Origin of the sequence: Corynebacterium comes, assembly GCF_009734405.1 — a bacterium.
In the GTDB taxonomy this organism is placed as follows: Bacteria; Actinomycetota; Actinomycetes; order Mycobacteriales; family Mycobacteriaceae; genus Corynebacterium; species Corynebacterium comes.
On record NZ_CP046453.1, the window covers coordinates 1,408,453 to 1,421,043 of the forward strand.

The 12,591-nt window shown below is 66.1% G+C and carries 12 protein-coding genes; 6 read left to right on the forward strand and 6 right to left on the reverse strand.

The window, feature by feature from the left end:
- Positions 1-6 precede the first annotated feature (6 nt).
- Positions 7-744: a hypothetical protein gene (locus CETAM_RS06805; RefSeq protein ID WP_156228164.1), complete on the forward strand. Its 738-nt coding sequence runs from the start codon at positions 7-9 to the stop codon at positions 742-744.
- Here CETAM_RS06805 and CETAM_RS06810 read toward each other — a convergent pair.
- From CETAM_RS06810 to CETAM_RS06820, 3 genes are all read right to left on the reverse strand, one after another.
- Positions 711-1,784, reverse strand: a complete 1,074-nt coding sequence (locus tag CETAM_RS06810; protein ID WP_156228165.1) for a ferrochelatase — start codon at positions 1,782-1,784, stop codon at positions 711-713. The two genes, CETAM_RS06805 and CETAM_RS06810, sit on opposite strands and share 34 nt — an antisense overlap.
- 71 nt (positions 1,785-1,855) lie before the next feature.
- Entirely contained in the window at positions 1,856-3,817 is a 1,962-nt protein-coding gene (locus CETAM_RS06815; protein WP_231587379.1) for a DIP1281 family NlpC/P60 protein, read from the reverse strand.
- 455 nt (positions 3,818-4,272) lie between these two features.
- A complete protein-coding gene (locus CETAM_RS06820) occupies positions 4,273-4,791 on the reverse strand; it encodes an Rv1476 family membrane protein (RefSeq protein ID WP_156228166.1) in 519 nt (172 codons plus the stop codon).
- Positions 4,792-5,084: 293 nt separating this feature from the next.
- Here CETAM_RS06820 and acnA point away from each other — a divergent pair, with 293 nt between their 5' ends.
- The 3 genes from acnA (at position 5,085) to CETAM_RS06835 (ending at position 9,341) form a co-directional block, all read left to right on the forward strand.
- Positions 5,085-7,865, forward strand: coding sequence for an aconitate hydratase AcnA (gene acnA / locus CETAM_RS06825; protein WP_231587382.1), 2,781 nt, complete (start codon positions 5,085-5,087; stop codon positions 7,863-7,865).
- 138 nt (positions 7,866-8,003) lie between these two features.
- The gene (locus CETAM_RS06830; protein WP_156228168.1) at positions 8,004-8,570 is read left to right on the forward strand and encodes a TetR/AcrR family transcriptional regulator; all 567 of its coding nucleotides are present in this window, start codon (positions 8,004-8,006) and stop codon (positions 8,568-8,570) included.
- A gap of 33 nt (positions 8,571-8,603) precedes the next feature.
- Positions 8,604-9,341, forward strand: a complete 738-nt coding sequence (locus CETAM_RS06835; RefSeq protein WP_156228169.1) for a glutamine amidotransferase — start codon at positions 8,604-8,606, stop codon at positions 9,339-9,341.
- A 5-nt stretch (positions 9,342-9,346) separates the two neighbouring features.
- On the opposite strand, the gene CETAM_RS06840 is transcribed toward CETAM_RS06835, so the two are convergent.
- The 3 genes from CETAM_RS06840 to CETAM_RS06850 are packed head-to-tail and all read right to left on the reverse strand — an operon-like array spanning position 9,347 to position 10,818.
- Positions 9,347-10,057: an NAD(P)H-binding protein gene (locus CETAM_RS06840; RefSeq protein ID WP_156228170.1), complete on the reverse strand. Its 711-nt coding sequence runs from the start codon at positions 10,055-10,057 to the stop codon at positions 9,347-9,349.
- Positions 10,058-10,078: 21 nt separating this feature from the next.
- Entirely contained in the window at positions 10,079-10,582 is a 504-nt protein-coding gene (locus CETAM_RS06845; RefSeq protein ID WP_156228171.1) for a DUF1990 domain-containing protein, read from the reverse strand.
- On the reverse strand, positions 10,579-10,818 hold the full coding sequence (locus tag CETAM_RS06850) for a PLDc N-terminal domain-containing protein (protein WP_156228172.1): 240 nt from the start codon (positions 10,816-10,818) through the stop codon (positions 10,579-10,581). The genes CETAM_RS06845 and CETAM_RS06850 overlap by 4 nt, the downstream gene beginning before the upstream one ends.
- Positions 10,819-10,905: 87 nt before the next feature.
- Here CETAM_RS06850 and CETAM_RS06855 point away from each other — a divergent pair, with 87 nt between their 5' ends.
- Together CETAM_RS06855 and CETAM_RS06860 are read left to right on the forward strand one after the other, a co-directional pair.
- Positions 10,906-11,175 (forward strand): ACT domain-containing protein, encoded by a 270-nt coding sequence (locus CETAM_RS06855; protein ID WP_156228173.1) that lies wholly within the window; start codon positions 10,906-10,908, stop codon positions 11,173-11,175.
- Positions 11,176-11,189: 14 nt separating this feature from the next.
- Positions 11,190-12,557, forward strand: a complete 1,368-nt coding sequence (locus CETAM_RS06860; RefSeq protein WP_156228174.1) for a PFL family protein — start codon at positions 11,190-11,192, stop codon at positions 12,555-12,557.
- Positions 12,558-12,591 lie beyond the last annotated feature (34 nt).

Consider the following 12,591-nt stretch of genomic DNA (forward strand, 5'->3'; position numbering starts at 1 on the left):
CCCGCCATGAACATCCGCGCCGAAGTCTGGTCCCCGCTGCAGAACACCGCCGTCTGGCTCGGCGCGTGGCTCCATGGTCTGGAGGCCACGGACAATCTCGTCGATGCACTCACCGACCTGGGTGGCGAGGGGCTCGTCGGGGTGCTCCGCGATATCCGCCAGGTGTCGGGCACCGCCCTGTCCGGTGAGGAGCCGGTGCTCCGGTTGGTGCTGTCAGGGCCGGGCGAGGCACCTGCCCTGCGGGCGGGCAGCGAGGCGGCGGAGGCGACGTCGGAAAGCGGGCTGGGCGCCCTCGTGCTTCGCGACGCCGACCCCCTCACCTCCCACGTCCTCGTCCCGGATCGCGGGGGTGACTGGCGGTGGTTCGTGGAGGAGCAGCCGCTGCCGGCGCCGGCGTGGCTGAGTCCCGGGGAGGCGGATCAGCTGCTCACGCAGGCCACCAACGAGGCCGCCCGTCTGGTGCAGGCCTCCGGCTACCGCACGGACGTGCTCAGCTCGCCCCGCCTGACGGTGGGCACCCTGGCGGACTTCTACGACACCCCGGGGTTGCCCGCCGCGGTGCCTGTCCGGGCGGCGAAACTGTTCGCGCGGGCGGACCGGGTTGCGGCGATCGTGGAGACGGTGACCGAGCGGATGAACGACCACCGCATCGACCCGCAGCTGCTGGCCCTGTGGCGGCACGTCCGTGCCGCCCGGATGGCCGGGGTCGCCTACGCGGTGGGCGAGTTCGGGCGGCTGACCTGACAGCAGCCCGGGCGGCAGGCCGCACCGTTGACGGTGCAGCCCTGGACGGTGACGTTGCCCAGACCTGCACGCCCGGAGTTGTCGACCAGCTCGTCGATGATGTCGACGACCATCCCCGCGAACTCCTGCTCGGGGCCTGCGGTGCGGGTGCGCTCGACGAGAACATTGAGGTCACGGGCGGCGTCGACAAGCTCGGTGTCCAGATCCCAGATCACCTCCATGTGATCGGAGATGAAGCCCACCGGGCACACCACCACGGCCGTGATTCCCTCAGCCGCGAGATCGGTGGTGTGGTCCACGATGTCGGGTTCCAGCCACGGGGTGCGCGGATTGCCGGAGCGTGACTGCCACACGACGTCGTAGGTCGGCACTCCCGCAGCCTCCGCGACCAGACGGGAGGCCTCCGCGACCTGGCGGGAGTAGAGGTGCGGGTCTGTCGGACCGCCGGCGGCCTCGTCAGCCGCGGTGGGCACGGAATGGGCAGTGAACAGCAGTCGGGTGGTGGCCAGCTGATCGGCGGGGATCTTCGCGTAGGCCTCCTGCACGGCCTCCGCCATGAGTCGGACGAAGGTGGGGTGATCGTAGAACTGGCGCAGCTTGGTGAACTCGATGGGCGCCAGACCCTTGTCCGCCAGGTGCGCGATGATGCGGCGGATGTCCTCGTGGTACTGCAGACAGGCGGAGTAGCCACCCCATGCGGACGTGGCGAAGACCAGTGCGCGGCGCACCCCGTCCGCCACCATCTGCTCGGCCACGTCCTCACCGAAGGGGTGCCAGTTGCGGTTGCCGAAGTAGACCGGCAGGTCCCGACCCCGGGTGGCCAGCTCCTTCTCCAGGTTGGCGATGATCTCCCGGTTGAGCCGGTTGATCGGGCTCACCCCGCCGAAGTGGAAGTAATGCTCGCCGACCTTCTCCAGGCGCTCGCGGGGGATGCCGCGGCCACGGGTGACGTTCTCCAGAAACGGAACGACCTCCTCGTTGCCTTCGGGACCACCGAAGGAGAGTACGAGGAGGGCGTCGAAATTAGGTCCATCAGTCATGACGTTCAGACTATCAACCTTCAGGTTGACGAGCCCGCTGAAAGCGGACAAGCGCCGCCATCTGCCGGGAACTAGACCAGACGGACCGCGTGCGGGGACATGCCCGACCAGCGGACCGGAGACTTCTTGACCACGGAGCCGGAGTTCGGGGCCTCCAGCATCATGCCGTCCCCGAGGTAGATCGCCACATGATGGCTGCCGCCGGGACCGTAGAAGATGAGGTCTCCGCGCTCCATCTGGCCGGGGTCGACCTTCGTGCCGTGGTTGTACTGGTAGCCGGTGTAGTGCGGCAGCGCGATACCGGCGCCGGCGAATGCGTAGAGCGTCAGTCCGGAGCAGTCGAAACCGATCTTGTTGAAGTCACCGTAGGAGTCAGCCACCCCACCGTCGCGGATGCCACGCGTCGGGCCGCTCGCGTTGCCGCCGCCCCACGCATAGGGCAGACCGAGCTGGGTTTCGGCGCGTGCGATGACGGCCTCGATCTGGGCGGAGCGGTCACCGATCGCGGCGACCTCACCTGCGGCCTGCTCGGTGACGTCTTCGATGGTGTCGATCACCGGTACCGTGATCACCTCCGCGGAAGCCGAGGCATCCGCCACGTCCTCTGCCAGGGTGGCCGGGCTCTGGACCGCGGCGATGTCTGCCGGGGCCGTCTCCTCGTCCGTGACGGACGGGTAGGGATTGTCCAGCGACGTGTGCTCGGGCTGCGACTGCGCGACGACCGCCGCGGCAGCAGCCACGGCTGCGGCGGTGGCCGCGTCCCGGAACGCCTGCGCCTCAGTCTCCTGGCGGGTGAGCTCTGCGGCCTCCCGCTCAGCCAGTTCCTGCGCCTCTGCGCGGGCGCGGGCCTCATCCTCAGCCTGACGGGCAGTCTCGGCCGCTGCCTGGGCCTCCGCTTCTCGACGCTCGCGGTCCTCCCGCCGCTGCTCGACCTCGAGGGCCGCCTGCTCCTCGGCCTCAGCTGCCGCCACCGCGGCCTTCTCTGCGGCAGCCTTTTCCTCCTGCTGCTGCTCGACCTCGAGGGCCGCCTGCACCGCCGCTTCTGCGACCTCCGCGGCTTCTGCTGCCGCCACCGCTGCCTTCTCTGCGGCAGCCTCCTCTTCCTGCTGCTGCTCGACCTCGAGGGCCGCCTGGACCGCCGCTTCTGCGGTGTCCGCAGCCTCGACTCGTGCTGCGTCTGCTGCGGCGGTCTCTTCCTCGGCGATTCTTCGTGCCCCGGCAGCCGCCTCCGCGTCTGCTGCGGCCAGGTCCTCGGCATCCTTCCGGGCGGCTTCAGCGGCGCGGTACTCCTCCGCGTCCTGCTGCGCGGCGTTGCCGGCGGCGATCTCGTTGCGAGCGGCGTTCAGCTGCTCCCGGGCTGCGTCGCGTTCGGCCGCCAGACGGTCACGCTCGGCGGCGAGAACGGTGATCTGCGCGTTGTTTCTCTCGATGGCTCCGCGAACGTCGGTCTCCCGGATCGCTGCCCGGGCTTCGCGTTGCTCCGCGAGGTCACGGGCCAGGCGTAGCTGGGACTCCCGGTTCGCCTGCTCCGTGCGCAGCTGATCGAGTTCCTCGAGCGCAGCGCGCTGCTTGTCGGAGTTGGTGCGGAGGTAGGTCTGACGGTCAAGCGAGTCGTTGGAGGCGTCCTCACCGGCGAGGGTGATCACCGCCGGCGGTGCCGCGGTCCGGCGGTAGGCGGCTCGGGAGATCTCGTCGAGTCTGACCTGCGCCTGATCGATCTTCGCCTGGGTCCCGTCCAGCTCCGCACGGGCGGTGAGGACGGCCTGGCGTGCCTGTTCTGCGGTGGCCTGCGCATCGTGGAGGTCGACCAGGGACTTGTTGACCTCCTCGTGCAGCCCCCCGATCTCGAGCGCCAGGCGGTCAATCTCGGACTCGGTCCGGGTGACGTCACCGACCAGGCCGGTGGCTGTCGTCGCGGCAGTGTCCGGTGTCGCGGAGGTGACCGCGGGTGAGAAAGCGGTCAGGCTCGCCGCGCAGAGCGCGGTGGCGATGACCGTACGCAGGCGCGCACGGCTGAAGTTGGTCGGAATCACGTGTCCTCCTCACGACCCCGCAACGTCAAGCTGGCAGTCTTGACTAGGCAGATGTCAGGTCGATTGTCCATCGGTGCAGGCACACGGGTATCCAGACCCCGTAACAACTCCAGGTGACTCTCCGCGCTTGGCGTGCTTCCCCACATGCCCGAGCGATGACGGTGACAGCAGACCCACATCCTTCGTGGTGTCAAGCTGTGACTCCTGATTTCGTTTGGGGCTTCCATCGACCCGTGAGCCGATAAAGGCACCATAGAACACGCCCGCAGCCCGTGACCCAATATTTACCAACGCTCAGATAACTAAAGTCTGACCACATGACTTACTAAAGGTCACTGACCTGCACTGTCACAAGCCTGCAACGATCATGTGATATTCATCACAATAATCTTCAGGTAGGGCAAATCTCCCCGTGGTAGTGGATAACAATACGGACAAGAATTGCGGAGGTCGGGTCAGGCCTGGAAACTTGACTTTCCGTCCCGTGCGCGGGAGCGACGTCGGGCTGCCACTGCGGCGAAAGTCGCGGTCGCCACCACTGAGATGGCGATCACAGCCACGGCCGAAGGCCAGCTGACGGCCGCCGCGTTGACGTCGTCGACGAACTGACGGGTCGCCCCGACCAGATCGGGGTTGCCCAGGAACGGATACTGGGCGGCCTCCAGGTCCGCCCGGGAATGCGTGCCGCTGACCACCGCGCCAGACAGCGGCGCCCGGACGATGACGGTGTCCAGGTCGGTGATCATCAACAGATCCTGGGCCACGTCGCGCATGTCCGGAGTGTGGGCAGGCGTCTGCTCGAGGATGACCACGCCCAACGACCCGAAGTCGGTCGCCTCGGCGTGGCTGACGGCGTCGACCAGCCCCGGCTCCAGCTCGGCGGCCTTCTCCGCCGGAACAAAGGCGCCGAAGGCGACGGAGTCCTCGTCGAGCTGATGGGCGAGATCGTCCAGGTCGACGTCGGCGGGAATCATCTTTTTGGGCCACTTCCTTACAGGATCCTGCAGTTCCAACGGTGCCGTCTACTGCCTGTCACAGTCGGTTATATCGGCCACGGGTGTGGCGGGGGTGATGGCGCGCCGCCAGGTCCGGACCGAATACCAAAAACAAAACGCCCGTACTGTTAGAATTGCGACAGTCGTTGGTATTAAACCCTAGTATTGGGTACGGACCATCGCGTTCTGCCGGCGTGCGACTGCCTTGACCGGGGTAGACCGTCCGCGGGTATCGAACATCTCAGTTCAATGAAGAGGAAATGGAGCTCCCTGTGACCGAAAGCAAGAACTCCTTCAACGCCAAGCGCACTCTCGAGGTCGGCGAAAAGTCTTATGACTACTACGCCCTCGACGCCGTGCCGGGCATGGAGAAGCTGCCGTACTCCCTGAAGGTTCTCGGCGAGAACCTGCTTCGCACCGAGGACGGCGCGAACATCACCACCGAGCACATCGAGGCAATCGCCAACTGGGATCCGAAGGCGGAGCCCTCCATCGAGATCCAGTTCACCCCGGCACGCGTCCTCATGCAGGACTTCACCGGTGTCCCCTGCGTCGTCGACCTCGCCACCATGCGTGAGGCCGTGAAGACCCTGGGCGGCAACCCGGACGAGGTCAACCCGCTGAACCCGGCCGAGATGGTCATCGACCACTCCGTCATCGTTGAGGCCTTCGGCACCTCCGACGCCCTCGAGAAGAACGTCGCCATCGAGTACCAGCGCAACGAGGAGCGTTACCAGTTCCTGCGTTGGGGCGCCGAGAACTTCTCCAACTTCCGCGTTGTTCCCCCGGGAACCGGCATCGTCCACCAGGTCAACATCGAGTACCTCTCCCGCGTTGTCTTCGACAACGAGGGCGTCGCGTACCCGGACACCTGCATCGGCACCGACTCCCACACCACCATGCAGAACGGCCTGGGCATCCTGGGCTGGGGCGTCGGTGGCATCGAGGCTGAGGCCGCCATGCTGGGCCAGCCGGTCTCCATGCTCATCCCGCGCGTGGTCGGCTTCAAGCTGACCGGCCAGATCCCGGCCGGCGTCACCGCCACCGACGTGGTTCTGACCATCACCGAGATGCTGCGTAACCACGGCGTCGTCCAGAAGTTCGTCGAGTTCTACGGCAACGGCGTCAAGTCCGTCCCGCTGGCGAACCGCGCGACCATCGGCAACATGTCCCCCGAGTTCGGCTCCACCTGTGCGATCTTCCCGATCGACGAGGAGACCATCAAGTACCTCGAGCTCACCGGCCGCAGCAAGGAAGACGTCGCCCGCGTCGAGGCCTACGCCAAGGCTCAGGGCATGTGGCTGCTCGAGGATGCTCCGGAGGCAGTCTACTCCGAGTACCTCGAGCTGGACCTGTCCACCGTCGTCCCGTCCATCGCCGGCCCGAAGCGCCCGCAGGACCGCATCCTGCTGACCGAGGCCAAGGAGCAGTTCCGCAAGGACCTGCCGACCTACGCACCCGACGAGACCGTTGAGCCCGTCCGCGCCACCAAGGTCGAGGGCGACGACTACAACCAGTCCTTCGCAGGCAACGGCGAGTCCGCTGCCGAGGGCGCCGAGGGCCGTGCCTCCAAGCCGGTCGTCGTGGAGTCCCCGCAGGGCGGCGAGTACACGCTCGATCACGGTATGGTCGCCATCGCGTCCATCACCTCCTGCACCAACACCTCCAACCCGTCCGTCCTGGTCGCCGCCGGCCTGCTGGCCCGCAAGGCCAGCGAGCTGGGTCTGAAGTCCAAGCCGTGGGTCAAGACCATCTGTGCACCGGGTTCCCAGGTCGTCGACGGCTACTTCAAGCGCGCCGACCTCTGGAAGGACCTGGAGGCCATGGGCTTCTACCTCTCCGGCTTCGGTTGCACCTCCTGCATCGGCAACTCCGGTCCGCTCCCGGCTGAGGTCTCCTCCGCCATCAACGAGCACGACCTGGCCGCCACCGCAGTCCTCTCCGGCAACCGTAACTTCGAGGGTCGCATCTCCCCCGACGTCAAGATGAACTACCTGGCCTCCCCGCCGCTGGTCATCGCCTACGCCATCGCCGGCACCATGGATTTCGACTTCGAGAACGAGGCCCTGGGCCAGGATCAGAACGGCAACGACGTCTTCCTGAAGGACATCTGGCCCTCCACCGAGGAGATCGAGTCCACCATCGAGGGCGCCATCTCCCGCGAGCTCTACGAGGCTGACTACGCTGACGTCTTCAAGGGCGACAAGCAGTGGCAGGAGCTGGAGATCCCGACGGGCAAGACCTTCGAGTGGGACGAGAACTCGACCTACATCCGCAAGGCACCGTACTTCGACGGCATGTCGCTCGAGGCATCCGACGTCACCGACATCAAGGGCGCCCGCGTCCTTGCCAAGCTCGGCGACTCGGTGACCACCGACCACATCTCCCCGGCCTCCTCCATCAAGCCGGGCACCCCGGCGGCCCAGTACCTGGACGCCCACGGTGTGGAGCGTCAGGACTACAACTCCCTGGGTTCCCGTCGTGGCAACCACGAGGTCATGGTCCGCGGCACCTTCGCCAACATCCGTCTGCAGAACCAGCTGGTCGACGTCACCGGTGGCTACACCCGTGACTTCAGCCAGGAGGGTGGCCCGCAGGCCTTCATCTACGACGCCGCCGAGAACTACAAGGCTGCCGGCACCCCGCTGGTCGTCCTGGGTGGCAAGGAGTACGGCACCGGATCTTCCCGCGACTGGGCTGCCAAGGGCACCAACCTGCTCGGCGTGAAGGCCGTCATCACCGAGTCCTTCGAGCGTATCCACCGCTCGAACCTCATCGGTATGGGCGTCATCCCGCTGCAGTTCCCGGCCGGCGAGTCCCACGGCTCCCTGGGCCTGGACGGCACCGAGGTCTTCGACATCGAGGGCATCACCGCTCTGAACAACGGTGAGACCCCGAAGACCGTCAAGGTCTCCGCCACCAAGGAAGACGGCTCCACCGTCGAGTTCGACGCGATTGTCCGCATCGACACCCCGGGCGAGGCTGACTACTTCCGCAACGGCGGTATCCTGCAGTACGTCCTGCGCCAGATGATCGCCGCGGCCAACGCCTAAGCGAATCACCTGCGCAGTGTGAACTGCCCTTGAGAGGGGGCTGCATCCCCGGACAGGCGCCATGCCGCCGGGGAGGGCAGCCCCCTCTCCCCTTTTTTCCTGCTTTTCCAGCTTTTCCTGCGAACAGGAGATCCCCCCATGCCCGTGGTCAGCGACACCGAGCTCTCGCGCAGGCGCGCCGACATTCTCGAGGGTGCCAGGCGTTGCTTCGCCGAGCACGGCTACGAAGGCGCGACCGTACGCCGTCTGGAGCAGGCCACGGGGAAATCCCGGGGGGCGATCTTCCACCACTTCAGTGACAAGGAGAACCTGTTTCTCACGCTGGCCCGGGAGGACGCTGCCCGGCAGGCCGAACTGGTCGCCGAGGAGGGCCTGGTCGAGGTGATGCGGGACATCCTCCATCATCCCGAACGCCACGACTGGTTGGCCACGCGGCTGGAGATCTCCAAGATGCTGCGTACCGACGCCGGATTCCGCTCACGGTGGCGCGAACACCAGGAGGTCCTGGACAAGGCCGTTCGCGAACGTCTCGCCCGCCTGGGGGCAGACGGGCGCATGCGCACGGACGTCACACCGGAGATCCTGCACACCTACCTGGAGACTTTCCTCGACGGTCTGATCACCCGTCTGGCCTCCGGCGGCTCCACCGAGGGTCTAGAGCAGGTGCTCGACCTGGTGGAGGGAACCGTGCGGCGTCGCTCATAGGTTCGCACGGTCGAGCGTATACACTCACTCCATATGTCGAACTTCCTTCTCGTCTCTCTGCGCTCCGGTGAACTGGCCGACCAGATTGCGGCCGCAGAGCTGCGTGATTTCCTCCGGGCCACCCGTCTTGATCCGGAGGAACTGACCCACGTCAACATCTCCGACGTCGACATCTCCGCCGGCGACCTCGGTGAGTATGACGGGGTGATGGTCGGCGGAAGTTCCCTCAACATCACCAACCGTCACTGGGACGAGTGGCAGCTCCACGTCCACGCGGAGCTGGCCCGCATCTGTGCCGTCGGCGTCCCCGTGTTCCTCGTCTGTTACGGAGCCAGCTGGCTGACCCACATCAATGGCGGCCAGATCGGGCCCACCTACGCGGAGGGTTCGGGCAGGACGGTCATCGAGCTCACGGAAGAAGGCCACCGGGATCCCCTGTGCGTCGACATGCCGGAGATGTTCACGTCGCTGACCGGACATACGGAGAGCGTCGAGAAGCCCGGCAAGGGGATCACTGTCCTGGCTACCGGACCATCCTGCCCGGTCCAGTTCTTCCGTTCCGGGGAGCAGGTGTGGGCGACCCAGTTCCACGCGGACATGGACGCGGAGGCCATGAAGGACCGCATGGACTTCTACTACGACTACGGGTATTTCTCTCCGGATGACTACCACGCGATCGTCGCGTCTCTTCCGTCGGTCGACACCGTGTGGAGCAACCGGCTGCTCAAGAACTTCGTGGACTACTGCGGGCAGCCGCTCCAGACCGTCTGAGGGGCTCAGAGCCGGCTGAGCGCGGCCTCTCCCGCCCCGGCGCCGCCCTCGGCGTCCACGAACGCGAGGACCTGGCGGTCCGGGAGCTGTTCGCGGGTGGCCATCTCCACCAGCACCTTCGCCACCAGTTCCCGTGAGGTTGTCACTGAGCTGTACTCCGGACGGACATTATCGACGACCGCCAGTCCCCCGGCCGGCTCCATCGTCAGACGCCCCGGTGCGAGGATGAGATACTCCAGGTCAGAGGCGAGCAGTCTGCGGTCGACGGCCTCCTTGGCGTCCGCGTAAGGATAGAAGGAGTCCTCCGGGTCCACGCCGTGATCCAGCGAGCCGAGGTAGGACACCATGAGCAGACGCGGGGCGTCTCCACGCTCGTCCCGCAGCTGACCCAGCGCCTCGATGCAGGCCAGCGCGCCGTCACGGTCGATGTTGTACGTGGCGGTTGCGCCGTCCTTGCCTGCGTTGCCGGCCGTCCAGATCGCGGTGTCATAATCCTGCAGCAGTGCCGCCCAGTCCCCGACGCTCAGTCCGGTCAGATCACGGATGAGCGGAGTGGAACCGAGCGCCTCGATATCCGGGGCATGTTCCGGGTTACGGATCAGCGAGGTCACGTCCAGGCCGGCGGAGATCAGGCGTGGGGTGACCAGCTGAGCGACCTTGCCGTGGCCGCCGATGATGAGAACTTTCCCTGGGTTACTGCTCTGTGCGTCACTCATGTCCCCACCCTACGGAAAGTTTCAGGGGCGCATGCCCGCGACATAGGCACGGCTGGCCCGACGCTGGACGGCGCGGGCGACGGGGCCACCGAGTTTGGCCAGCCACCACGAGTGCCGGGAAAAGGCGACGACCCGGCCGGTGACGGTCCCGTCCGTGGCGAGTTCGACGATGAACGCCTCCTCCCCCAGCTCCACGTGGGAGGGAAGCGTTCCGTAGACCAGGACCGTGCGGGTGGCGGTCTGCTCCTCCATCAACACGAAACACGAGGACATCAGAGGGCCGATGTGAAGCCGAACCAGCGGTCCGAAACGCTCCGCACGCACACGGGCCCGACGATGTGCCTGCCAGGTGAGAACCCGGCGACCGGCCTCCCGGAAGCACTCTTCACCGTGGCCGAGGATGTCCGCGTGATCGATGATGGTCCACCGGTTCAGCCCGAGTTCTGCAGGACTGCGTCCGGCCGCCAGTTTCAGGGTGGCCAACTGGAGGTGGGAGGGATAGGTGAGGTTTCCTCTGCCGGTCACTTCCGGCCGAAGCTCCAGTACGCGGCCGGGCCGAAGCCATTGATCAGCTGGGCTGCTGCCCAGGCCCACTTCGGCCCCCGGACCTTGTCGGCCGGACGGCGGTACAGGTCGACCCACGCGGCGATCTTTGATGTCACCTCCACTGCCGCTGCGACGATGATGCTGACTCTGGCGGTGGTGGGCAGATCTGCGAACTCTGTCCGCGCCTTGGCGACACTGGGGTTTCTGCTGTTCATGCCCGCAAGTCTACCGATCCGCCTTCTCACCTGCGGCAAATTTCGGCGAAACCGCCTCGGGAGGGAGCGGCCCCTATCATTGGTTGTATGTTTGCCATCATGACCGTCACCGGTGTCGATCACACCGGAATCATCGCATCCGTCACCACTGCCCTCGCCGAACTGGACATCAACATCCTCGATGTCTCCCAGACCATCATGGACAACTTCTTCACCATGATTCTCCGGGTGGAGTTCGATGAGTCGGTCAATGACATCACCCGTATCAAGAAGGCCATGGAACCTGTGGAGGAATCGCAGGGCCTGGTCATCCGAATCCAGTCCGAGGCTCTGTTCACCGCAGTCAACGAAATCTAGACGGGGAACACACCATGAGCTTCCATCTGAACTCCCGCGACATCCTCGACACGATCGAGATGATCGAGAAGTACCGCCTCGATATCCGCACCGTCACCATGGGCATCTCCCTGCTCGACTGCACCCGCACCACCATGGAGGAGACCTGCCGGGCTGTCTACGACCGTGTGGTCACCCAGGCGGCGCGGCTCGTCGAGGTGTGCGAGGGCATCGAGGCCGAGCTGGGCATCCCGATCGTGAACAAGCGGATCTCGGTGACCCCGATTGCGCTCATCACCGCCGGGCGGGAGGGGAACCCCGCTGACGTGGCCCGCGCCCTGGACAAGGCCGCGAAGGAGGTGGGCGTCAACTTCCTCGGCGGCTACTCCGCCCTCGTGGCCAAGGGCGCGACAACCTCGGAGAAGGCCCTGATCCGCTCGATCCCCGAAGCGCTGAGTGAGACCGATCTGGTCTGTGGATCTGTCAACATCGCCACCTCCCGGGCCGGCATCAACATGAACGCCGCAGCTGAGATGGGTCGGATCATCAAGGAGGCGGCCGAACTGACGAAGGACCGCTCCGCCATCGCGTGCGCGAAGCTGGTCGTGTTCGCCAACTCCGTCGGCGACAACCCCTTCATGGCGGGTGCCTACCACGGTGTCGAGGAACCGGACTGCGTCGTGTCCGTGGGCGTCTCGGGGCCGGGTGTGGTCAACCGCGCCCTGGAATCCCTCGAGAAGACGGCGACCCTGGACCAGGTGGCAGAGGAGATCAAGAAGGCCGCCTTCAAGATCACCCGCGCAGGCCAGCTCGTCGGCGACATGGCCGCGGAGCGTCTCGGCGTCCCCTTCGGCATCGTCGACCTCTCGCTCGCCCCCACTGCGGAGCAGGGTGATTCGGTCGCCCACATCCTCGAGAGCATGGGGCTGGATCAGGTGGGCACCCACGGGACCACCGCCGCCCTCGCACTGCTCAACGACGCCGTGAAGAAGGGCGGAATGATGGCCTGTTCCCGCGTGGGCGGACTGTCCGGTTCCTTCATCCCGGTCTCCGAGGACAAGGGCATGATCGACGCGGTCCGCGCCGGGTCCATCACCATGGACAAGCTGGAGGCCATGACCGCGATCTGTTCCGTCGGCTTCGACATGATCGCCATACCCGGGGACACCACCGCGGAGACCATCGCGGGCATGATCGCCGATGAAGCCGCCATCGGTGTGATGAACCACAAGACGACCGCCGTCCGCGTCATCCCGGTTCCGGGGACGAAACCCGGCGACGAGGTGAACTTCGGTGGGCTCCTCGGCTACGCCCCGGTGATCCCGGTCAACCAGGTCGGCAACGCCGGATTCATCGGCCGTGGGGGCTACATCCCGGCCCCGGTGCACGGACTTCGTAACTGATGCGTCGGGGCTCACACGGGTAGAATGCTCCTGT

Coding starts and splice junctions, on each gene's coding strand:
- CETAM_RS06805 (WP_156228164.1), top strand. CDS start 7: ATGAACATCCGCGCCGAAGTCTGGTCCCCGCTGCAGAACACCGCCGTC.
- CETAM_RS06810 (WP_156228165.1), bottom strand. CDS start 1,784: ATGACTGATGGACCTAATTTCGACGCCCTCCTCGTACTCTCCTTCGGT.
- CETAM_RS06820 (WP_156228166.1), bottom strand. CDS start 4,791: ATGATTCCCGCCGACGTCGACCTGGACGATCTCGCCCATCAGCTCGAC.
- CETAM_RS06830 (WP_156228168.1), top strand. CDS start 8,004: ATGCCCGTGGTCAGCGACACCGAGCTCTCGCGCAGGCGCGCCGACATT.
- CETAM_RS06835 (WP_156228169.1), top strand. CDS start 8,604: ATGTCGAACTTCCTTCTCGTCTCTCTGCGCTCCGGTGAACTGGCCGAC.
- CETAM_RS06840 (WP_156228170.1), bottom strand. CDS start 10,057: ATGAGTGACGCACAGAGCAGTAACCCAGGGAAAGTTCTCATCATCGGC.
- CETAM_RS06850 (WP_156228172.1), bottom strand. CDS start 10,818: ATGAACAGCAGAAACCCCAGTGTCGCCAAGGCGCGGACAGAGTTCGCA.
- CETAM_RS06855 (WP_156228173.1), top strand. CDS start 10,906: ATGTTTGCCATCATGACCGTCACCGGTGTCGATCACACCGGAATCATC.
- CETAM_RS06860 (WP_156228174.1), top strand. CDS start 11,190: ATGAGCTTCCATCTGAACTCCCGCGACATCCTCGACACGATCGAGATG.